This window comes from Klebsiella sp. CN_Kp106 (assembly GCF_040064575.1).
Taxonomy (GTDB): Bacteria; Pseudomonadota; Gammaproteobacteria; order Enterobacterales; family Enterobacteriaceae; genus Klebsiella; species Klebsiella michiganensis.
This window is the reverse complement of record NZ_JBEAIG010000010.1, coordinates 38577-60325: the sequence shown is the minus strand read 5'-3', so window position 1 is coordinate 60325 and position 21749 is coordinate 38577. Positions and strand designations below refer to the sequence as shown.

Below are 21749 nucleotides of genomic sequence, written 5' to 3'. Positions count from 1 at the left end.
CATCATAAATGAACTGCCATCCAGTGCGCAATTTTTATACTATTACAATGTTATTCGGACTGATGGAAACGAAACACCGGTAGCAAATAACGCTGCGTTTGCGTCAGGATCTCTTCATAGTATTCCGCTTCCAGCGTGCGCCACAGGCGCTGATACCAGACGTCGGCACCTTCGCCGCTGACCACCATGTTCCCTTCATAAGCCTGAAGAAATTTACTGCGCGCTTTTTGCTGCGTCTCTTCGTCCATTAACATGACATCCTTTTCGGCGTCATAACAGACTTTTAGCCATGCGCCGCCGCTTTCCGGCAGCAGCAGCAGCGGTTTGGACATTCCCTGCAGGTAACCGTCAACCAGATCGTTGAGGTAGCCCTGGGCTTGCTCCTGCGCCAGCGGTGGAAAACGCCACTCGCCCTCTTTGCGCACAAACAGCCGACTTTCGCCGGTACCGCCGCTAGCACAATAGACAAGATGCTCCAGCCAAAGTTGCATCCCCTGCGCCACGCTTAATAGCGAAGGCCGCCAGCGCAGCAAACCGTCGGATTGTACCTGCTGCAGCCAGCCGGTGATGTTGACTCCGTTGCATTGCAGATCGATTTCCATGCTCTGCCCCGGCTGGCGGCAGGCGATCACCCGTTCGGCCAGATTTTGCATCTCCTGACGCTGGGTCTCCCAGGCCAGTTCGCCGAACGCGCCATAGGGTAGCTCCCCGGCGGCACGGAAGCGGCGATACATTGCCGAGGCATCCTGCTGCTCAATCAGCGTATTGAGCAGCTGCTGGTTCAGCTGATAGCGGCTCAGCCCTTCGAGGGTAAAAGGTTCATCGTCGGGGATCTCGCTCTCCTCCGAGCGGAAATTCACCCGCAGCCGCTGCTGAAAGAACGCGCGCACAGGATGCTGCCAAAAGCGCAGCAGCTGTTCGAACGGTAAGTGATCGATGTCCGGTACCGGTAGCGGCTGGATGAACGCGCCGTGCGCTTCCCCCTGCTGGCTGGCGGCCGCCAGCCATTCCCGGGCATAGCTTTGATCTTCATTAGCCAGAAAATTGGCGGCATCGAAAGGCATGCGGGTATGCAGATGCGTGATGTGCTCTTTGACCCGCCGTTCGCTGGCATCGCAGTCCAGCTCTTCGTCCCCTTCCAGACAGTGGCTCTGGCCGATGTAGTCCGCCAGCTCCTGAACCAGAACGGAGGGATAGCGCTCGCTATTGTCCTGAATGGAACGGCCGATATAGCTGATATAGAGCTTCTGCTCGGCCGACATCAGGGCTTCAAGGAACAGATAGCGGTCGTCGTCGCGACGGCTACGGTCTCCGCGCTGCGGCTTCTGGCTCATTAAATCGAAGCCCAGCGGCGCCAGGGTGCGCGGATAAACGCCGTCGTTCATCCCCAGCAGGCAGACCACCTTGAAAGGAATCGAACGCATCGGCATCAGGGTACAAATGTTAACCGGGCCGGCGAGAAAGCGCTGGCTGATGCGCTGCTGATCGAGCCTCTGGGACAGCTCATCGCGCAGCAAAGAGAGCGGTACCGTTTCGCCATACCGCGCGTCGACGCCGCCGTCAATCACCGCCTGCCACTGCTGTTCTATCAGCGCCAGGGCGGCTTCCGTTTCGCTGTCCGGAAGGAAGAAGTCGTTCAGCAGGTCGCGGCATACCGGCAGCCACTCGGCTAATGGGCGATCCTGGGCCAGCCCGCGGCGCCAGAGATTAAGCTGCATCAGCAGCGATGCCAGGTTGCCCACCAGCTCGGCGATAAGCCCGCTCGACTCATCATAAGGCAGCACCGAGCGCCACTCCCCTTCGCTGCTGTCCATGGCGTAGCCCAACAGCATACGCGTCAGGCCAAAGCGCCAGGTATGCTGGCCGGTAGCCGGGAGATCGAGTTCACGCACGTTGTCGTCATCCATTCCCCAGCGTACGCCGGATTCGTTAACCCACTGGCGCAGGTAGCGTAGCCCCTCTTCGTTAATGTTAAAGCGCGCGGCCAGCACCGGCACATCCAGCAGCGCCAGCACGTCTTCGCTGGCAAAGCGGCTGTCGGGCAGCGAAAGCAGGGTGATAAACGCCTGCAGCGCCGGATGCGATTCGCGGGCCCGCCGGTCGGATATCGCCCACGGCAGCCAGCGCTCGCCGCTGGCGCTGCCGAAGACCGCCTGAATATAGGGGCTGTAGCTATCGATATCCGCCACCATGACGATAATATCGCGCGGCGTGAGCTCGGGATTCTCTTCGAGCATCGCCAGCAGCCGGTCGTGCAGTACCTCAACCTCGCGCTGCGGGCTATGGCAGACATGAATCGTCAGGCTGCGGTCGTCCGCCGCCAGCAACCGCTTGCTGCGGCTGTTGGCAAACTCCTCGGCGCTGCGCCCGGCCACCGCCGCATTACGCAGTTCGAGAATATCCGCCTGAAGATTATGCAGCAGGTTATCCGGCGCGATATCGACAAAGGCGTCCAGCTCTTCATAGCGCTCAAGACCCGCCAGCAGGTAGATATAGTCGCGCCCCAGCTTGCCCCAGGAGGCCAGCAGCGGATTGCCGACATCCTGTTCCCCGGCATCGTTGAATAACCCCGGAGCCTGTTGCGTATCGCGAAACAGGGGCAGCTCTCGCGTCGTTTCGCGGTGGTGGCGGCGCTGGCGGGAGAGCAGCTTTGCCAGAAATGCCGGATCTTTAATGTCGCCCCAGTAGTAGCGGCACGGGTTAGTGAAGAGAACATATACATCGACATGCTTACCCAGCGCCTGGAGCGCCTGCAGGTATACCGGCGGCAGCGCCGAAATCCCGCAGATAAACACCCGCGACGGTAGCCCGGCGGGCGGCTGTTCGGCGGCCTCAAGCGCGCTGATAAAGCGTTGGTATAAATTGGCGCGATGCCACAGCGGCTGGCCCAGCTCAGCGGTATATTCCACCAGCGCTTTCCACAGCGGCGCCTGCCACTCCTGCGCGTCTCCAAGCCCGTCAACGCGCTGGTCGGCCTCCCAGCGCATCAGCCACTCGGGGCGATAAACCAGATACTGGTCATAGAGATCCGCCACTCTGGCGGCCAGCTGAAACAGCTTGCGCTTGTCGCTATCGTCGTGCAGATAGTGGCGCAGTAGCGTAAAGGATTCATCGTTCAGCCGCTGCGGTAGCAGGGTCATGAGTTTCCAGCTCATACTTTGCTTACTGAACGCGCTTTCTCCGGGAATATCTTTTAACACCCGCACGAACATGTCCCAGATAAAACTGGCGGGTAGCGGGAACTCAATGTTGGCCGCAATCCCAAAGCGCTGCGCCAGCGTCATCTGCAGCCACTGCGCCATCCCGGTACTCTGTACCAGCACCATTTCCGGCATAAAAGGGTCATCCAGCCGCTGGCGCTCGACGATAAACTCCATCAAGGCTTCAAGCACATCCAGACGGTTTGAGTGGTACACCCTTAACATATTCGCTCCTGGCTACTGACTGACCGGGCAGTGCAGCCGGGTCATCTGCGCCCGCCTGGCTGCGGGCATCGTGATCGTTACCGTGATGCTGACACATCTTTGCACCGATGTCTGCATGCGGGATACCTGGCGATTCGCGGGAATCACCGGTGGGCTAAGCTGACTGAATCGCCACGCATCGCGCCACAGCTGACGGTACTGGTTGAGCTGCATAAAGCCGTTGGCCAGCCCACGCTGATAGCCCGCCAGCGCAGTCACGGTTGCGATAAGCAAGACTAAAGCCAGCAGCGTTTCGGGCAGGCTAAACCCTCTCTGCCGCCTCAGGGCATCTGGCATAGGCTTGCCTCCTTTAACGGGCAAAAATCGCTCCAGCCGTGAGGCGAAAAGCGGACGCGGTTTTGTTCGATTACGCCTGACTGCCACAGCAGTATGCCGCCGCCATCGCTGCCGCCAATCAGCAATACCGAGGCGTCGCTAAAGACTCGCAGGCAGGCGCGCCAGCCGAGCGCCGCGTTCTGCTGGCAGCTAACCGTTTCCTGAAGCGGCCAGACGAGCCCCTTTCCCCACTGCAGCGCGGAATGCGCGTCAGCGGCATCGCCAAGCGCCCGCGTTTCGCTGGCCGTCTGCGCTAACAGCGAACGCTGCTGCTGGTGCAGCCCCTGGAGTAATAGCGTGCCGAGCGCTAACAGCAGCAGCACCATCAGCAGCGAAGAGAGCCCGCGCTGGCGATTCACAGGTTATATCCCGTTACGCCGTATTCCGCCCGCGCGCGGATTTGCGGGTCGGCGACCGAGTGCGCCGCAAGGGTAATCGATAATTCAGGCGCGAAGCCCGCCCTCTCCAGGCGCGTAACCTGAAACGCGGTGATCTGAATCGCCGCCGGGTTGGTCATTTTCTCCCAGCCTTTGCCGCTGCAGGCGCTTGCGCCGCGCAGGGTTTCCAGCGCGCCATCGCGCAGGCGAAACCCGGTGGTATCCGATTCCGATGACGGCGCGCTATTCCAGACGCCATCGCTGTTGCTATCCCAGCTCACCAGCAGGCAATCACCGCCCTCTGCGATATACAGCGCCTGCCCGTAACAGCGGCCGCGGCAGTATCCGGCGCGCTGCAGATGCTTCGCGACGGTGTAGATTCGCTGCCAGAGCTCATTTTCCAGCGACTGCTGCCGGGTCTGGCGAAGCGCGGCCCACTGCAGCGCCGGAAGAAAACGCGCGCTGCCGAGCAGCAGCACGGAGCTGATGGCCATCGCGATCAGCGTTTCCGGCAGGGAAAAGCCGCGCTGTTTTACAGACACGATGCCGTCTCCTCGCCGGGACACAGGCGGATACGCCCCCAATGAGAAACGATAATGTTCCAGCCGCCCGCCGCGCTTTGCAGGCGGATATGCCCGGCCCAGGCAGTATTACGCAGGCCATAAAACCCCAGCCCCGGCGTCATCGCGCTGAGCGAGACCTCCGGCCATAGCGGTTGCAGCGTGAAAGCGTCCCTGAGGCGACAGTCGGCCATCGTCCCGCTGGCGCTCAGGCACCAGCCCTCCGCGCTTTGGCCGACGCTTAATACCCTGTCGCGGTTGTGCCAGTTGGCGTCATCGCGTAGCAGCACCAGGTAGTCGCGGACCTGGCAGGCGGTTTGCCACAGGCGCTGCTGCCGTTGCCAGCTCTGCCAGCCGTACAGCCCGCTGGCGCCGAGAATGACGACCACGACCATGGTGAGCAGGGTTTCAATCAGGGTATAGCCATGTTCTCTGTTCATGGGCCGAGTATGCGGAGCATTGAGGCTTTATTCGAACGGTAAAATGCGGGTTTGCGGCGCGCGCCGGAGAGTATTAAAGGCGTTGCAGCGGGTTTCAACAGTGCAGGAAATCTGCTCGCAAAAAAGCGTTCCGTCGGGGGAATAAAGCTGGCCGTCGGCCCGGCTGAGGCATAAAAAAACCGGCGCTCGCAGGCGCCGGTTTTTCGTCGTCACTTCCGGATTAAATCGCCACTGGCGCTTTAATCCCCGGATGCGGGTCGTAGCCTTCGATTTCGAAGTCTTCAAAACGGTAGTCGAAAATCGATGCCGGCTTACGTTTGATCACCAGCTTCGGCAGCGCCCGCGGTTCGCGGCTCAGCTGCAGATGCGTCTGCTCCATGTGGTTGCTGTACAGGTGCGTATCGCCGCCGGTCCAGACAAAATCGCCCACTTCGAGGTCGCACTGCTGCGCCACCATATGCACCAGCAGCGCGTAGCTGGCAATATTGAACGGCAGGCCGAGGAATACGTCGCACGAGCGCTGATAGAGCTGGCAGGAGAGCTTGCCGTCGGCGACGTAGAACTGGAAGAACGCGTGGCACGGGGCCAGCGCCATTTTGTTCAGCTCGCCGACGTTCCATGCCGAGACGATAATCCGGCGAGAATCCGGGTCGTTTTTCAGCTGTTCCATCACCGTGCTGATCTGGTCGATATGACGGCCGTCCGGCGCGGGCCAGGAGCGCCACTGCTTGCCGTAAACCGGCCCCAGATCGCCGTTTTCATCCGCCCATTCGTCCCAGATAGTGACGTTGTTTTCGTGCAGATACGCCACGTTGGTGTCACCCTGCAGGAACCACAGCAGTTCATGGATGATGGAGCGTAAATGACAGCGCTTGGTCGTCACCAACGGGAATCCTTCCTGCAGGTTAAAACGCATCTGGTGACCGAAGATGGAGACGGTGCCGGTACCGGTGCGGTCATTTTTTTGCGTGCCCTCATCGAGCACTTTCTGCATCAAATCAAGATACTGTTTCATGGTTCCTCAAGAATTTTGTTGCTGCGGACGACAACGGTACGCCCAGACCATCATGATGATACCCGCAAGCACCATCGGAATCGAAAGAATCTGCCCCATGCTGATGTACTGTACCCAGCCGCCGGTAAACTGGGCATCGGGCTGACGGAAGAACTCCACGATGATGCGGAACAGACCGTAGCCAATGAGGAACAGGCCGGAAACGGAACCGGCCGGACGCGGCTTGCGGATAAACAAGTTCAGGATCAGGAACAGCACGACGCCTTCCAGCGCCAGCTCATAGAGCTGAGAAGCATGACGCGGCAGCGCGCCGTAGGTATCGAACAGCGATTGCCACTCAGGATGCGACGGCAGCAGCGCCAGGTCTTCCGCCCGAGAGCCGGGGAAAATCATGGTGTAGTGGAAGTTCGGATCGACGCGACCCCACAGTTCGCCGTTGATAAAGTTGCCCAGACGCCCGGCGCCGAGGCCAAACGGAATCAGCGGCGCAATGAAGTCGGAAACCTGGAAGAAGGTACGCTTCGTGCGTTTGGCGAAAATAATCATCACCAGAATCACGCCGATCAGGCCGCCGTGGAAGGACATACCGCCGTCCCAGACGCGGAACAGATAGAGCGGATCGTCGAGGAACACCGGCAGGTTGTAGAAGAAGACATAGCCAAGACGCCCGCCGAGGAAAACCCCGAGGAAGCCGGCGTACAGCAGGTTTTCAACTTCGTTTTTTGTCCAACCGCTGCCCGGACGATTGGCCCGACGGGTGGCCAACCACATCGCAAAAACAAACCCAACCAGGTACATCAGACCGTACCAGTGGAGGGAGACCGGTCCAATGGAAAAAATTACCGGATCAAACTCCGGAAAATGCAGGTAGCCACTATTCATCTGTCACCATAAACACTTGTTATTCCGCCGAAAGTGGACAGCGGGGATCGTTCGCGCGCGTCAGAAACGGGCGCTCCAAAGGCTGCGAATGATAGCATAAGCGCGAAGGGCGATCCGCGCCGGACATGTAAAAGATATGTATACGAATGCGAATTCGCGGCTGAGCATTCCCGGAGGCGGCGCGCTGCGCCTGTCCGGGCTACCCAACCCTCAGGCCGCCCGAACCTCGTCAGCGTAGTCCCGGGTCACGGCTAACGCCTTACCCGGGCTACAAATTCATGAACCGTAGCCCGTGCTAGCGGCCGCCGCGAATCAGGCCGCCGAGTCCGCGTCGCTCCATAAAAGCCGCGACCTGATGGCGCACTTCGGCGGTCATCTGCGCTTCCAGGCTACGCTGGGAAAGCTCCTGGGCTTCATTGATATCGATGCGCCGCAGCAAATACTTCACTCTCGCCACCGAACGACCGTTCATCGACAGATGACGATAGCCCATACCAATCAGGATCGTCACGCACATCGGATCGCCCGCCATTTCGCCACACAGGCGCAGGTCGATACCAAAACGCTCGGCGTCGCGGGCAATCATCGCCAGCGCCCGCAGTACCCCCGGATGCAGGCTGTCATACATACTGGCGACCCGGGTGTTGTTGCGATCCACCGCCAGAATGTACTGGGTCAGATCGTTGGTGCCAACGGAGATAAAATCAACGCGGTTCGCCAGCTGCGGCAGCATAAAGACCATCGACGGCACTTCCAGCATCACGCCAAGACGCGGGCGGGGAATGGCGTAGCCGATCATCTCTTCCACTTCGCGGCTGGCGCGATCGATCAGGCGACGAGCCTCATCCACTTCATCCAGGCTGGTGACCATCGGTAGCAGGATGCTGAGGTTTCCGGTTGCCGCGTTGGCCCGCAGCATCGCGCGGACCTGTACCAGAAAGATCTCCGGCTGATCGAGCGTGATCCGAATACCGCGCCAGCCAAGGCACGGATTCTCTTCGCTAATTGGCATATACGGCAGCTGTTTATCCGCGCCGATGTCCAGCGTGCGCAGCGTCACCGATTTCTCGTTGAACATCTGCAGCATGCCCTGATACTGGGCAACCTGCTCCTCTTCGGAAGGGAAGCCGCTTTGCAGCATAAAGGGGATTTCGGTACGGTAAAGACCGATACCGTCGACGAAATTGCCGAGTTTTTCTTCATGCTCGGGGCTCAGGCCCGCGTTGAGCATGACTTTTACCCGCTCGCCGCTTTTCAGTTCGGAAGCGCGTTCAAGATCGTCCTCGGCCAGGCGGCTAAGCTCGTTCTCTTCGCTGATCAGGCGCTGATACTCTTGCAGCAGCACCGGCTCGGGATCGACCAGCAGCTCGCCGCGATAGCCGTCGACAATCAGCGTATGGCCGTGCAGCAGCGAAGGCTGAATATCCGCCCCCATCACCGTCGGAATGCCCAGCGCGCGCACCATAATCGCGGCGTGGGAGTTCGCCGCGCCATCGCGCACCACCACGCCGGCTAAACGATCCTGAGGAACCTCCGCTAAGGTGGTGGCCGACAGTTCATCCGCCACCAGCACGATGCGCTCCGGCCAGGTATTGGGCCCCTGGATACTGTCATCGAGATGGAAAAGCAGCCGCTGGCCCAGCGTGCGCAGATCGCCCGCGCGCTCTTTCAGATAGCCGTCGCTGAGCGCGGCAAACTGTTCGGCGAATTTCTCGATGATCTTCTTCACCGCCCATTCGGCCACCGCGCCTTTATCCACTTCAGCGAACAGCTCGCGGCGCAGGCGCGCGTCGGAAAGCAGGTGCGAATAGAGGTCAAAGATGGCCGCCGTCTCTTTCTGCGCGCCGGCAGCGTAGCGTTTGCTGTAGCGGCGAAACTCATTCGCCGCCTCTTCCAGCGCGCCGGTCAGCCGCTCGCGCTCGGAAGCGGTATCGAGCGTCGAGGCTTCATAAACCTGCTCCATCAGCGGCAGGCTGACGTCCATCCAGCCTTCGGCAATCGCCACGCCTGACGAGGCGGGCAGCGCGCGGATGCGGGTCTGACGATATTGACCAAACAGCGCGTTCAGCTGGGATTGAGAGAGAATGCCGGCGATTTGCGTGGCCAGGGTGACCAGGAAGGACTCTTCGCTTTCGTCAAACTGGCGCAGTTCGCGCTGCTGCACAACCAGCACGCCGAGCAGCTGACGCCGCTGGATAATCGGCACGCCGAGGAAGGCGCGAAAGCGGCCCTCTTTGACCGCGGGAATATATTTAAAGCTGGGGTGCTTTTGCGCGTCGGCGAGGTTAATGGGTTCGGCCAGGCGGCCAACCAGGCCCACGAGGCCTTCGTCAAAAGCGAGCGCAACGATGCGCCCGCGCGGCTTTTTCAACCCGCGCGTCGCCATCAGGTAATAACAGCGTCGGTCATTGTCAGCCAGATAAACCGAACAGACTTCCGTCTCCATCGCGGCGCAGATATCGGTGACCAGGATATCCAGCGCCTCGTTTAAACGCGGCGCACTCGCGACCTTCTCGACTATTTCTCGCAACCGAGTGAGCATAATGTGCGTGGCTTAACCTCTTTTACGTCGATATGCAGGCGCGCTTTGCGGCTTAGGCGTGCTTTCCGCCAGCGCCATGGTGACGCTGGCAAACTCTTTCATCACCCTGCGGTATACGTCGCGCTTAAACGACACCACCTGACGCACCGGGTACCAGTAGCTTACCCATCGCCAGCCATCAAACTCAGGTGTACTGCTGGTTTGCATATTGACATCCGCATCGCTGCCGATCAATTGCAGGAGAAACCACTTCTGTTTCTGGCCGATACATACCGGCTTTGTGTCCCAACGCACCAAACGTTTAGGCAATTTGTAACGCAACCAGTTACGGGTTGAAGCAAGGATCCGCACATCTTTACGGCTTAGCCCAACTTCTTCGAACAATTCCCGATACATCGCCTGCTCTGCTGATTCCCCTGGATTTATGCCCCCTTGCGGGAACTGCCACGAGTGCTGACCATAGCGCCTGGCCCACATAACCTGGCCCTGGCGATTACAGATTACAATACCGACATTTGGGCGGTAGCCATCGTCATCAATCACCGGACTACCTCAAAATAAGCTTCAATGTGAATGATTGTTTCACACTCGTTGGAAACGGTAAACCACTCTGTGAGGGGGATGAGATCGAATAACATTTGAATAACTCACAGTAATACCCGGAGTTATAAACAGCGAAAGCCATACCCGGACGATTTTATTCACTTTTTCTGTGGATAGAGTTGTGAAGAAGTACGGAATTAACCAGGGAAAACCCGGAATCATCCGAACAGCGTAGCGATAGCACATGATTATAATGACCTAATTTTCATAAAGTTAGCATGTTAAAATTTCATAATTCACAGTATAACGTGACGATCATCACATAAGAGATCCTGGAACTGATGAAAGATCGAGCAATGTTGGTTTTATCCACAGATTACGCATGTGCTCTGGGCATATTTTGTCTAAAAACTCGATTTTCCTCTCACGTCAAGGCTGTAAATGGAAACAGTAGTGGGGCTTTTCCCCAGTTATCCCATTTTTCTGTGGATAACAGGGTGTAAGATCCTGTTCATTGTCGGTGACCAGTTCTGGAAAACCCGGTTTCACCATTTTCACAGCGGCAAAAAATCGCAAAAAAAACCATATGAATCATCAAATTGTCATACTTACTCAAGAAAAGGTAAACTCTATCCACAACGGATGAAATTACTGCTCACTTTTTAGTCAGAGGTTTTACGCTATGCCGACCATCGCGCCGCTCTTATCCCCCCCGCAAAGCCAGGAGCAGCTTCTGACCCAGGCGCAGCAGCTGGCAGGCTATTCGCTGGGGGAGCTGGCCCAGCTTGCCGGAATTCCGATTCCGCGCGATTTAAAACGTGATAAAGGCTGGATCGGCATCCTGCTGGAGATATGGCTTGGCGCCAGCGCAGGCAGCAAGCCGGAGCAGGATTTCGCCGCCCTCGGCGTCGAGCTGAAAACCATCCCCATCGATTCATCAGGTCGCCCGCTGGAAACCACCTTTGTCTGCGTCGCGCCGCTGACCGGCAACAGCGGCGTCACCTGGGAGAGCAGCCACGTGCGTCATAAGCTCAAGCGGGTACTGTGGGTACCGGTAGAGGGCGATCGCGCGATTCCTTTGGCCGAACGCCGCGTCGGCGCACCGCTGCTGTGGAGCCCCAGCGAAGAAGAAGATCGCCAGCTGCGTATGGATTGGGAAGAGCTGATGGATTTGATCGTCCTCGGCCAGGTCGAGCGCATCACCGCCCGCCACGGCGAAGTGCTGCAGCTGCGCCCGAAAGCGGCAAACAGCAAAGCGCTGACCGAGGCGGTAGGCGCCCGCGGCGAACCGATCCTCACCCTACCGCGCGGTTTCTATCTGAAGAAAAACTTTACCGCCGCCCTGCTCGCCCGCCATTTCCTTCTCTCCTCGAAATAACGGCCTGGAGATGATTAATTTTTTGTTCTGCCGTGGCGGTTGCATATAATCGCATCTTTCTATTTTGCAGGACTTTGAACGATGTTATTTGCATGGGTAACCGATCCTAACGCCTGGCTGGCGCTTGGTACGCTGACGCTGCTGGAGATAGTGCTCGGGATCGATAATATTATTTTCCTCTCTCTGGTGGTGGCAAAACTGCCCACAGCGCAACGGGCCCACGCCCGCCGTATTGGGCTGATGGGGGCGATGATCATGCGTCTGGCGCTGCTGGCGTCAATCGCGTGGGTCGTCAAGCTCACTAATCCTCTCTTTACCGTGCTAGGCCAGGAGATCTCGTTTCGCGATCTGATCCTCCTGCTGGGCGGGCTGTTCCTGATCTGGAAGGCGAGTAAAGAAATTCACGAATCCATTGAAGGCGAAGAAGAAGGGCTGAAAACCAACGTCCATTCATTTATGGGCGCCATCGTGCAGATTATGCTGCTGGATATTATTTTCAGCCTCGATTCGGTGATCACCGCCGTCGGGCTGTCGGACCATCTGTTTATTATGATGGCGGCAGTGGTAATCGCGGTGCTGGTGATGATGGTTGCCGCCCGTTCGATAGGCGATTTTGTTGACCGCCATCCTTCGGTGAAAATGCTGGCGCTGTCGTTTTTGATCCTCGTCGGCTTTACGCTGATGCTCGAAAGTTTCGACGTGCACGTGCCGAAAGGCTACATCTATTTCGCGATGTTCTTTTCGATTGCGGTTGAAAGTCTCAACCTGCTGCGCAATAAAAAAAATCCGCTGTAGCCCGCTAAAACGCAGCCCTGAAACGGGCTGCAATTCTTTTTTAAGACTTAACTGCTTTTTATGTCTCACAAATCAGGCTATTAATATACTGGTACGAGGTGCGGCTATAATAGGGGTGATAGCGATGAAAAAATGGGCAGTATTGATTTCCGCCGTAGGACTGGCGTTCTCGGTTTCCGGTTGCAGCAGCGATTACGTCATGGCAACCAAAGATGGTCGCATGATTCTGACCGACGGCAAACCCGCCATAGACGACGACACCGGCCTTATCAGCTACGAAGATCAGCAGGGTAATAAAATGCAGATCAATCGTGACGACGTTTCGCAGATTATTAAACGTTAAGTCCCGCCGTCAGGTCGCGATTTAGCGTTTTATCGCACCGTTGAGCAGCGTTCTTTATTCTTCAGCATTCAGAGAAAAGTCGGGATAAACCTGATCTGTCCGCGAGGATTCATCAGGCCGGATTCCGTCAGCCCGGCTTTTTTGATTTTTTTACTTCCCCTTTTTCTCCCCCTCTGCCATTTTTATATTCCTTTGTCGGGGAACGCCTGACCTTGTTGATAAAAAAGGAAGCCGGCTATGCAGTATCACCGTATCCCACACAGTTCTCTTGAAATCAGCACGCTGGGGCTGGGCACAATGACGTTTGGTGAGCAGAATAGCGAGGCAGACGCGCACGAGCAGCTCGATTACGCGGTGAGTCAGGGCATTAACCTGATTGACGTCGCGGAAATGTATCCCGTCCCGCCGCGCCCGGAAACCCAGGGCCTGACGGAAACCTACGTCGGTAACTGGCTGGCGAAGCGCGGCAATCGCGAAAAGCTGATTATCGCCTCTAAAGTGAGCGGCCCTGCCCGCAATAACGACAGCAGCATTCGTCCTGACCACAAGCTGGATCGTAAAAATATCCGCGAGGCGCTGCACGACAGCCTGAAGCGCCTGCAGACCGATTATCTCGACCTCTATCAGGTACACTGGCCGCAGCGCCCGACCAACTGTTTCGGCAAGCTGGGCTACACCTGGGCCGATTCCGCCCCGGTCGTCACCCTGCTGGATACGCTGGACGCGCTGGCCGAATTCCAGCGCGCCGGCAAGATTCGCTATATCGGGGTCTCTAACGAAACGGCGTTTGGCGTGATGCGCTATCTTCATCTGGCGGACAAGCACGACCTGCCGCGCATCGTGACGATCCAGAACCCGTACAGCCTGGTGAACCGCAGCTTTGAAGTGGGCCTGGCGGAAGTCAGCCAGTATGAAGGCGTGGAGCTGCTGGCCTATTCCTGCCTGGCGTTCGGCACGCTGACCGGGAAATACCTCAACGGCGCAAAACCGGCAGGCGCACGCAATACGCTGTTCAGCCGTTTTACGCGCTACAGCGGCGAGCAGACGCAAAAAGCGGTGGCGGCCTATGTCGATATCGCGAAGCGGCACAACCTTGACCCGGCGCAGATGGCGCTGGCCTTCGTACGTCGTCAGCCGTTTGTCGCCAGCACCCTGCTGGGCGCGACCACCATGGAGCAGCTGAAAACCAACGTCGAAAGCCTGCATCTGGAGCTGAGAGCAGAGGTTTTAGCCGAGATTGAAGCGGTGCATCAGGTTTATACCTACCCGGCACCGTAAGGCCGTAAAAGCCCCCGGAGGCGATGCTACGCATCTGTCCGGGCTACAAGTTCGTGCGGTTTGTAGCCCGGACAGGCGCGACGCGCCGCCTCCGGGAGATTATTTACGCCGTCCCCAAATCCACAGGGCAGTAATCGCCAGGGCGAACACCACGCCAAAGCCAATCCCTACGCCGACGACAGGAATACCGATGCTCACCGCCAGCGAATAGAGGCCCAGCATCAGCAGCATCGCCACGTTTTCGCCGAGGTTCTGCACCGCGATAGCGTTGCCCGCGCCGACCGTATGTTTCCCTCGCTCCTGCAGCAGGGCGTTAAGCGGCACGATAAAGAAGCCGCCGAACGCGCCGAGCAGCAGCAGCAGGGCAAACGCCGGCAGCAGCGCCTGCTGGATGGCGAAAAAGATGACCGCCACGCCAATCAATATCCCGGCGGGCATGCAGCGCGACACCGTTTCCAGCGTCACCAGCTTCGCCGCCGCGCCGGCTCCCAGCACAATCCCCACCGCCACCATCGCGTTAAGGTAGGTCGGCATGGCGTTGCTGGTAATGCCCAGCGCCGCCGGCACCCACAGCACCAGCAGGAAGCGCAGCGTCACGCCCGCCCCCCAGAACAGGCTGGTGCCGACTAACGAAAAGCGGGTCTCACCGTTGCGCCATAGCGTCGTACAGGCGCTAAAGAAGCTGTGGGTCATCGGCCTGAAACGCCATGATTGCCCGGGACGCGCCGCTGGCAGCTTCGGGATCCACAGGTTGGCGACCACCGCGCCGGCGTACACCACCGCGCAGACGCCGAGCGCCGCCATGATATGCCAGTCCGCCAGGATACCGCCCGCCATCGAGCCGAGCAGGATCGCCGCAATGGTCGAGGACTCCATCAGGCCGTTCGCTTTCACTAACTTATCGCCGGTGGTCAGCTCGCCGAGAATGCCGTATTTAGCCGGAGAATAGGCGGCAGCGCCGATGCCCACCAGCGTATAGCCAACAAACGGATTCACGCCAAAGCAGATGCACCCCGCGCCGATCAGCTTCAGGCCGTTCGCCACCATCATCACCCGCCCTTTGGCAAAGCTATCGGCAAACTGTCCGACAAACGGCGCGAAGAGAATGTAAGCGCCCACAAACAACATCTGTAATACCGGTTGGCTCCACTCCGGGTAGAACAGCTGCTTCATCAGCGCCAGGGTGGCGAACAACAGCGCGTTATCGCCAAACGCCGAAAGAAACTGGGCGCAGATAACCGCCATCATCCCTTTCGAATACAGCGATGTGTTAGTGTGTACTGACTCACTCATTCGAATCTTCCGCCTGTTCAACCATGCCTTTAAGGGTGACAAAGTCCGGCTTGCCGCTGCCCAGTACCGGGAGCTGCTTCAGCCAGCGAATGTCGCGCGGTACCGCCAGCTCCGGTACGCCGTGTTCACGGGCATAGCGCAGCAGTTTTTCACGATTCAGTTCATTATCGGTGGTAAACAGCACCAGCGCCTCGCCTTTGCTGGCATCCTGTTTAATCGCCGTGGCGTGCATTTTGTCCGGCGAAACCGCCAGCGCCACCTGCTCGACCATCTCCAGGGACACCATCTCACCGGCGATTTTGGCAAAGCGCTTCGCGCGGCCCTGAATCCGCACATAGCCCTGTTCGTCAAAGCTGACGATATCCCCGGTGTCATACCAGCCGGCCTCGACTACGCCGTGCTGATTTTCCGCCGCGGGCGCTTCCAGCACGCCGGGATTCTCCACTCGCAGATAGCCGTTCATGATGTTCGGCCCTTTAAGCTGTAAACGGCCCCCCTCTTCAATACCGGGCATGGCCAGCAGACGCGCGTCCATCCCCGGCAGAATGCGGCCGACGGTGCCCACTTTCGCCGCCATCGGCACGTTGATCGATACCACCGGCGCGCATTCGGTGACGCCGTAGCCTTCAAGAATGCGCAGGCCAAACTTGTCCTGCCAGATCTGCTTTGTGCTCTCCTGCAGCTTCTCCGCCCCGGCGACAACGTAACGCAGGCGATAAAAATCATACGGATTCGCAAAGCGGGCGTAGTTGCCAAGGAAGGTGGAGGTGCCGAACAGCACGGTACAGTTGCGGTCATATACCAGCTCCGGCACCACGCGGTAGTGCAGCGGGCTGGGATAGAGGAAGACCTCCGCGCCGGTAAACAGCGGGGTCAGCAGGCCGACCGTCAGGCCAAAGGAGTGAAACAGCGGCAGCGCCGACATAAAGCGGTCGTTGGCGGTAAAGTCGGCAATGGTTTTAATCTGCTCGACGTTGGCCAGCAGGCTTTTATGGCTATGCACGACCCCTTTCGGATTGCCTTCCGAGCCGGAGGTAAACAGAATCATCGCCGCGTCTTCCGGCTGCTGCGTAACCTGAGCCAGCTTCGGCATCAGCAGATGGCCAAAAATCCACAGCTTATCGGCGGCGGTAACCTCGCCTTTTAAATCTTCGAGAAATACCCAGCGTACCTGCGTCAACTGCTCCGGCAGGTGCCAGAGCTTGCCTTTATCGAGGAAGGTGCGGGAGGTAAAGATGGTTTTGATTTCCGCCGCGGTAATGGCGCTGCTCAGGCCTTTGACCCCGGCGGTATAGTTCATCATCGCCGGGATTCGTCCGCGGGCGATCGCGCCAAAAATCACCGCCGCGCTTATTCCGGCGTTCGGCAGCATCAGGCCGATTTTTTCGCCCTGGGCGCTGTATTTTTCCAGAATGCGCGCCACGAAGAGGGTTTTGGTCAGCAGCTTACGGTAGGTGTCCGGCTGAAAATTGATATCTTCCACGCAGTGTTTGCGCGCGCCGAAGCGGTCCTGGGCCGCCAGCAGCGACTCATACAGCGTTTCGCGCGGGCGCACCGCCATCCGCGCCTCCATCATGATCTGATGCAGCATTTCACCGGCAATTTTACGCCGGTCGCGGGCGCGCGGCGCATCGGGCATCGGCAGATGCGTCGGCGGCAGCAGATGCAGCTGAATGCGCGGGAACAGGCGGCGCTTGACCAGCCCCTTCAGGCGGCTAAAGGGGGTTAGTTCAGCGCCTTCGATTCTCAGCGGCACGATGGTCGCCTGCGACTTCGCCGCCACAAAGGCGGCGCCGTCGTAAATTTTCATCAGCGAACCGCTCACCGAGATCCGCCCTTCCGGGAAAATCACCACCGGGCGCCCCTGCTCAATCAGGCGGACCAGATGTTTTATCGACATCGGTTTGGTCGGGTCCAGCGGCACAAAATCAATAATCGGCTTTAGCGCGCGCATAAACCAGCGATCGCTGATTGAGGAATAGACCGCGAACACCGGGCGCACCGGCAGGAAAAGCGCCAGCAGTACGCCGTCAATAAAGGAGACATGGTTTGGCGTAATCAGCACCTTTTGCTGCTGCAGCGCCTGGGGGTCACCGGTTAACTTGACCCGGTACAATCCTTTGAAAAGTAGTCTGAAAAATCCCAAAAGCATAACAACTCCGTTTGACCGGTTAATCAGTCAAAGCAGGTTACATGAGAAGGGACGGAAAATGCACCAGGAGGAGCGGAATTCAGGACAAAAAAAACCTGCGCATCCGCGCAGGTCGGTGCAAGATAATCAGTACGAAAAGCGTACTTAAAAAACTCACCAATCAATACCTCTGGGATCCTGATTGTCTCGTTTTTCCCGCCGCCGGCGCCAGCCATAAAACGCAAGGGAATGAGCCTAAGTGCAACCAGTTATTACTTTTTTCGCGAACTGTAACAACGGCTAGCAGCGGGCAAAAAAAAACCTGCGCATCTGCGCAGGCTGGTGTAATTAAGTGGTCAACCTGAAGTTGACTCCACCTATCAATACCTCTGGGATAGCCAGAGTATCAATGCAATGAATGGGTAAACCAGCGAACATTCGCAACAGCCAATCGCAAAGTGTAAGCAAAGGTGTGAATTGTCCGTTCCCGGAATAATTCTCCGCACCCCTGTGGGTAACTATTTCACCCGCAACGCTAATCTGCGTCACAATTGCATTAACCCAAAAGTACCAACCCTTGAATCTGCCGCGCTTTCCCGTAACATAAATGCCATGTAAACGCTTACCCTAAAAAAGGCCTGGTATGGCGACTATTAAGGATGTAGCCCGGCTCGCAGGAGTCTCCGTCGCTACCGTCTCCCGCGTTATTAACAATTCACCGAAAGCCAGCGAAGCCTCGCGCCAGTCGGTAGGCGCCGCGATGGAAACGCTAAATTATCACCCCAACGCCAACGCCCGCGCGCTGGCGCAGCAGTCAACGGAAACCGTCGGCCTGGTGGTGGGCGATGTCTCCGACCCCTTCTTCGGCGCGATGGTGAAAGCCGTCGAGCAGGTCGCCTACAATACCGGCAATTTTTTGCTGATCGGTAACGGCTATCACAACCTCCATAAAGAGCGCCAGGCGATTGAACAGCTGATTCGCCACCGCTGCGCGGCGCTGGTGGTCCACGCCAAAATGATCCCCGATGACGAACTGGCCTCGCTGATGCAGCAAATCCCCGGCATGGTGCTGATTAACCGCATCCTGCCCGGCTTCGAGCAGCGCTGCGTGGCGCTGGATGACCGCTACGGCGCATGGCTCGCGACCCGCCACCTGATTCAGCAGGGGCACACCCGCATCGGCTATCTCTGCTCTAATCACGCTATTTCCGATGCTGAAGACCGGCTGCAGGGCTACTGGGCAGCGTTAAAAGAGAGCGATCTGCCGTGCAACGATCGCCTGGTGACCTTTGCCGAGCCCGATGAGAGCGGCGGAGAACAGGCGATAACCGAGCTGCTGGGCCGCGGCAGGAACTTCAGCGCCGTCGCCTGCTATAACGACTCGATGGCCGCCGGCGCGATGGGCGTATTAAACGATAACGGGATTGATGTGCCGCGTGAGATTTCGCTGATTGGCTTTGATGACGTGCTGATTTCGCGCTACGTGCGCCCGCGTCTGACCACCGTACGCTATCCGATTGTCACCATGGCGACGCAGGCCGCGGAGCTGGCGTTAGCGCTGGCGGAGCATCGCCCGCCGCCGGAGATTACCCACCTTTTCAGCCCCACGCTGGTCCGCCGTCACTCGGTGATTGCGCCCCTCGACAGCGATAAATCGTAGCGGTATAAACTGACGGCGCTGGCCGGATAATCCAGGCCTTCGCCGATATACTGCCAGCCAAAACGCTCATAAAAATCGCGGCAGGCGGAGTAGAGAAATAGCTCGGTATAGCCCTGCGCTCTGGCATATCCGATGACGTGCTGCTGTAGTTTTCCCGCCAGCCCCTGCCCGCGCGCCTCAGGCGCCACGTAGAGCGCCGCCATCCACGGATAGAGATCCTGACGGCTGATTAAATCGCAGCGCCACAGGCCGACGGTGCCCAGCAGCCTCTCGCCCTCCACGGCCACAAAGGTAATGGGCAGCGCTCCCGGCGTCTGGCTATGTTCGACAATGCTGGCGAAGAACGCCCGCGGCAGCGCGTCAGCGCCAAACGCTCGCCAGAGCCACTCCGTCACGCATGAAGCGTGCTGCGGCGCAGCGTAGAGGGGGTGAATAATCATACCAGCTTTCCCTGAAAAATCGGTACCGATTCAAAGAGATAGCCGTCAAAGTCCGGCGCGTCTTCATCGGAGAGCTCCAGCAGGCTGTTTTTGACATTTTCAAGATGCTGCCACATTGCCTGCCAGGCCCCCATCACATCGCGTCGGCGCAGGGCGGCAAGCAGCGTTTGCCGGTCTCCGAGCCACTTCAGCCGGTACGCCCGGCTGGCGATATGCACGTTGAACTGCTGCCACAGCGGGCTGCTGTCCATCTGCAGCCAGATGCGCTCAACCGTCGCCAGCAGCATCTGATTTTGCGTCGCGCCGGCCAGCACCAGGTGAAACAGCCGGGCGTTATCCTGGCTGGTATCGTTGGCGGCAATCGCCCGCTGTTCCTGCTCGATAATCCGCTTCAGGTTATCGATATCGGCGCGGGTGGCCATTTTGGCGGCAAAAGCGGCGATATTGCTCTCCAGCAGCTGGCGGGCCTGCAGGATTTCGAACGGCCCGACGTCGCTGCTCAACATCTGTTCTTCCTCGCTATCGTCCTCGTGCGGGATGCGCATCACGTACACCCCGGAGCCCTGGCGAATGTCGACCGTCCCCTGCAGCTCCAGCATCAGCAGCGCTTCGCGGACGATGGTCCGGCTCACGCCGTAGGTCTCGGCGATATTGCGTTCCGGCGGCAGGCGCGACCCGATGGGATAGCGCCCCTGCGCAATCTGTGCGCGTAAATCATCACCTATTTCCTGGTAGGGTTTCTTTTCCGGCGGAATGATAGCCTTCTCCACAATATCACCTGTGCGTTATGAGCCTGCGAGTCAATATCGGCCGCTATCTTAGCAAAATTTCAGCCCGGCTAGCGCCACTCATCGTCAATATCCAGCGTCAATTCCCGGCTCTCGCCTAGCTTACGGAACCAGCTGGCGGACGCCTTGGGCCGCCGCGCACGATTATTTTGCAGATCGATTTCAATCAGCCCGTAGCGATTTTTAAACGCGTTCATCGGCGAAACGTTGTCGGTAAACGCCCACAGCATGTAGCCGTGACAGTTGGCCCCTGCTTCCCGCGCGCGCAGCGTTTGCCACAGATGCTCGCTGATAAAACGGATCCGGTAGTCGTCGGCGATGGTGCCTTCACCATTGCGAAACTGCCCTTCGTTTTCCACGCCCATGCCGCTTTCCGCCACGAACCACGGAATATTGCGGTAGTCCTGCTTGATCCGCATCGCCATATCAAAAACGATTTGCGGATAAATCTCCCAGCCGCGTGAGTGGTTCATCCGCCGCCCCGGTAGCTCAAAGGGCTCATAGTAGTAAGCCGGATGGAACGGCGTCTGCGGATGCCAGGCGCGCGATGGAGCCTTAACCCGATGCGGGTAGTAGAGGTTAATCCCCAGCTCATCAACGGTGTTGTCGCGGATTATCGCCAGCTCCTCCGAGTTATAATCCCAGGAGACCCCGTGCTGTTCGAGCAGAGCCAGTAGCTCAGGCGGGTAGAGGCCGTGGACCAGCGGATCGAGGAAAACCCGGTTATAAAACAGATCGTAGCGTTCGGCGGCGCGTACATCGTGCGGCGCTTTTGAGCGCGGATAGGTGACCTCCGGGTTAAGAATGCAGCCTACCGTGCCGCGATAGCCTTTCTCGCGAAACAGCCGGACCACTTTTGCCGTCGCCAGCACCTTGTGGTGATTCCACTGCATCCAGGTGCCGGTGTTCTGCTCGTAAGGCCAGCGCAGCGCATCCAGATAAACGCGGGTCTGCACCACGATCGGTTCATTGAAGGTGAACCAGCGCGTGACTTTGTGGTGATAGCGGGCGAACACTTTCTCCGCGTACTGCACAAACAGCTCAACCACCTTTTTCGACGCCCAGCCGCCGTACTGCTCCAGCAGATAGCCGGGCAGTTCATAGTGCTCAAGACAGATCATCGGCTCGATGCCGTTGGCCAGCACTTCATCGAAGAGCTGGTCGTAGTAAGCCGCATAGTCTTCATCGACCGTGACGTTTTCATAATCGGTGAGAAAGCGCGACCAGTTAATCGACGTGCGGTAGTGGGTCAGCCCCGCCAGCTTCATCAACTGCACGTCTTCGCGGAAGCGGTTGATAAAATCGGTCGCCACCGCCGGGCCGTAGCCGTTATGCCAGACGCGGCGGTCGTTCTTGTACCAGAGATCCGGCCAGGAATCCTGGCCCGCTTTCTTACCGCACCAGCCCTCGGTTTGCCACGCGGAAGCGGCGGCGCCGAGGATAAAGTCGTGGGGGATCGCCATCTTTACTGTCGTCATTGTGTC

The 21749-nt window shown here is 58.3% G+C and carries 19 protein-coding genes and 1 pseudogene; 6 read left to right on the top strand and 14 right to left on the bottom strand.

The window, feature by feature from the left end:
• Positions 1–50: 50 nt before the first annotated feature.
• From recC to rppH, 9 genes are all read right to left on the bottom strand, one after another.
• A complete protein-coding gene (recC, locus tag ABLU96_RS06680; RefSeq protein WP_064407263.1) occupies positions 51–3425 on the bottom strand; it encodes an exodeoxyribonuclease V subunit gamma in 3375 nt (1124 codons plus the stop codon).
• Positions 3426–3437: 12 nt separating this feature from the next.
• Positions 3438–3761: a prepilin-type N-terminal cleavage/methylation domain-containing protein gene (locus ABLU96_RS06675; protein WP_014226656.1), complete on the bottom strand. Its 324-nt coding sequence runs from the start codon at positions 3759–3761 to the stop codon at positions 3438–3440.
• Positions 3746–4159, bottom strand: coding sequence for a DUF2509 family protein (locus ABLU96_RS06670; RefSeq protein WP_014226657.1), 414 nt, complete (start codon positions 4157–4159; stop codon positions 3746–3748). Before ABLU96_RS06670 ends, ABLU96_RS06675 begins: the two co-directional genes overlap by 16 nt.
• Positions 4156–4719 carry a prepilin peptidase-dependent protein gene (locus tag ABLU96_RS06665; protein ID WP_064404175.1) on the bottom strand — a complete coding sequence of 188 codons (564 nt, stop codon included), beginning with the start codon at positions 4717–4719 and terminating at the stop codon, positions 4156–4158. The genes ABLU96_RS06670 and ABLU96_RS06665 overlap by 4 nt, the downstream gene beginning before the upstream one ends.
• Positions 4710–5177 carry a prepilin peptidase-dependent protein gene (locus ABLU96_RS06660; protein ID WP_038423523.1) on the bottom strand — a complete coding sequence of 156 codons (468 nt, stop codon included), beginning with the start codon at positions 5175–5177 and terminating at the stop codon, positions 4710–4712. Before ABLU96_RS06660 ends, ABLU96_RS06665 begins: the two co-directional genes overlap by 10 nt.
• 220 nt (positions 5178–5397) lie before the next feature.
• Positions 5398–6192 carry a thymidylate synthase gene (gene thyA, locus ABLU96_RS06655; protein ID WP_004124584.1) on the bottom strand — a complete coding sequence of 265 codons (795 nt, stop codon included), beginning with the start codon at positions 6190–6192 and terminating at the stop codon, positions 5398–5400.
• Between the two features lie 6 nt (positions 6193–6198).
• On the bottom strand, positions 6199–7074 hold the full coding sequence (gene lgt, locus ABLU96_RS06650; protein ID WP_014226659.1) for a prolipoprotein diacylglyceryl transferase: 876 nt from the start codon (positions 7072–7074) through the stop codon (positions 6199–6201).
• Positions 7075–7369: 295 nt separating this feature from the next.
• The gene (gene ptsP, locus ABLU96_RS06645) at positions 7370–9616 is read right to left on the bottom strand and encodes a phosphoenolpyruvate--protein phosphotransferase (protein WP_014226660.1); all 2247 of its coding nucleotides are present in this window, start codon (positions 9614–9616) and stop codon (positions 7370–7372) included.
• A gap of 12 nt (positions 9617–9628) precedes the next feature.
• Positions 9629–10159, bottom strand: coding sequence for an RNA pyrophosphohydrolase (gene rppH / locus ABLU96_RS06640; RefSeq protein WP_004124593.1), 531 nt, complete (start codon positions 10157–10159; stop codon positions 9629–9631).
• 453 nt (positions 10160–10612) lie between these two features.
• Between rppH and ABLU96_RS06635 the strand changes: the two are divergent.
• The 5 genes and pseudogenes from ABLU96_RS06635 to ABLU96_RS06615 all read left to right on the top strand — a co-directional run.
• A pseudogene (locus ABLU96_RS06635) lies at positions 10613–10753 on the top strand (hypothetical protein); the annotation flags it as partial.
• 88 nt (positions 10754–10841) lie between these two features.
• Positions 10842–11537: a DNA mismatch repair endonuclease MutH gene (gene mutH, locus ABLU96_RS06630; protein ID WP_064358522.1), complete on the top strand. Its 696-nt coding sequence runs from the start codon at positions 10842–10844 to the stop codon at positions 11535–11537.
• An 81-nt stretch (positions 11538–11618) separates the two neighbouring features.
• Positions 11619–12332 carry a TerC family protein gene (locus ABLU96_RS06625; RefSeq protein WP_004105253.1) on the top strand — a complete coding sequence of 238 codons (714 nt, stop codon included), beginning with the start codon at positions 11619–11621 and terminating at the stop codon, positions 12330–12332.
• A 124-nt stretch (positions 12333–12456) separates the two neighbouring features.
• The gene (locus ABLU96_RS06620; protein WP_004105255.1) at positions 12457–12675 is read left to right on the top strand and encodes a YgdI/YgdR family lipoprotein; all 219 of its coding nucleotides are present in this window, start codon (positions 12457–12459) and stop codon (positions 12673–12675) included.
• 237 nt (positions 12676–12912) lie between these two features.
• Complete coding sequence (locus tag ABLU96_RS06615; protein ID WP_064404177.1) at positions 12913–13953, top strand: NADP(H)-dependent aldo-keto reductase; 1041 nt, start codon at positions 12913–12915, stop codon at positions 13951–13953.
• Positions 13954–14052: 99 nt separating this feature from the next.
• Here ABLU96_RS06615 and lplT read toward each other — a convergent pair whose 3' ends face one another.
• Positions 14053–15246 (bottom strand): lysophospholipid transporter LplT, encoded by a 1194-nt coding sequence (gene lplT, locus ABLU96_RS06610; protein ID WP_047722972.1) that lies wholly within the window; start codon positions 15244–15246, stop codon positions 14053–14055.
• Positions 15239–17398, bottom strand: a complete 2160-nt coding sequence (gene aas / locus ABLU96_RS06605) for a bifunctional acyl-ACP--phospholipid O-acyltransferase/long-chain-fatty-acid--ACP ligase (protein ID WP_025107411.1) — start codon at positions 17396–17398, stop codon at positions 15239–15241. Before aas ends, lplT begins: the two co-directional genes overlap by 8 nt.
• 622 nt (positions 17399–18020) lie before the next feature.
• On the opposite strand from aas, the gene galR reads away from it, so the two are divergent.
• Entirely contained in the window at positions 18021–19037 is a 1017-nt protein-coding gene (gene galR / locus ABLU96_RS06600) for an HTH-type transcriptional regulator GalR (protein WP_014839434.1), read from the top strand.
• Here the strand turns inward: galR and ABLU96_RS06595 are convergent.
• The 3 genes from ABLU96_RS06595 to ABLU96_RS06585 form a co-directional block, all read right to left on the bottom strand.
• Positions 18998–19477 carry a GNAT family N-acetyltransferase gene (locus tag ABLU96_RS06595; protein WP_014226666.1) on the bottom strand — a complete coding sequence of 160 codons (480 nt, stop codon included), beginning with the start codon at positions 19475–19477 and terminating at the stop codon, positions 18998–19000. The genes galR and ABLU96_RS06595 overlap by 40 nt on opposite strands.
• Entirely contained in the window at positions 19474–20247 is a 774-nt protein-coding gene (locus ABLU96_RS06590; RefSeq protein ID WP_004105268.1) for a GntR family transcriptional regulator, read from the bottom strand. Before ABLU96_RS06590 ends, ABLU96_RS06595 begins: the two co-directional genes overlap by 4 nt.
• A gap of 68 nt (positions 20248–20315) precedes the next feature.
• Positions 20316–21743, bottom strand: coding sequence for a glycoside hydrolase family 1 protein (locus ABLU96_RS06585; protein WP_064404179.1), 1428 nt, complete (start codon positions 21741–21743; stop codon positions 20316–20318).
• Positions 21744–21749: the final 6 nt, after the last annotated feature.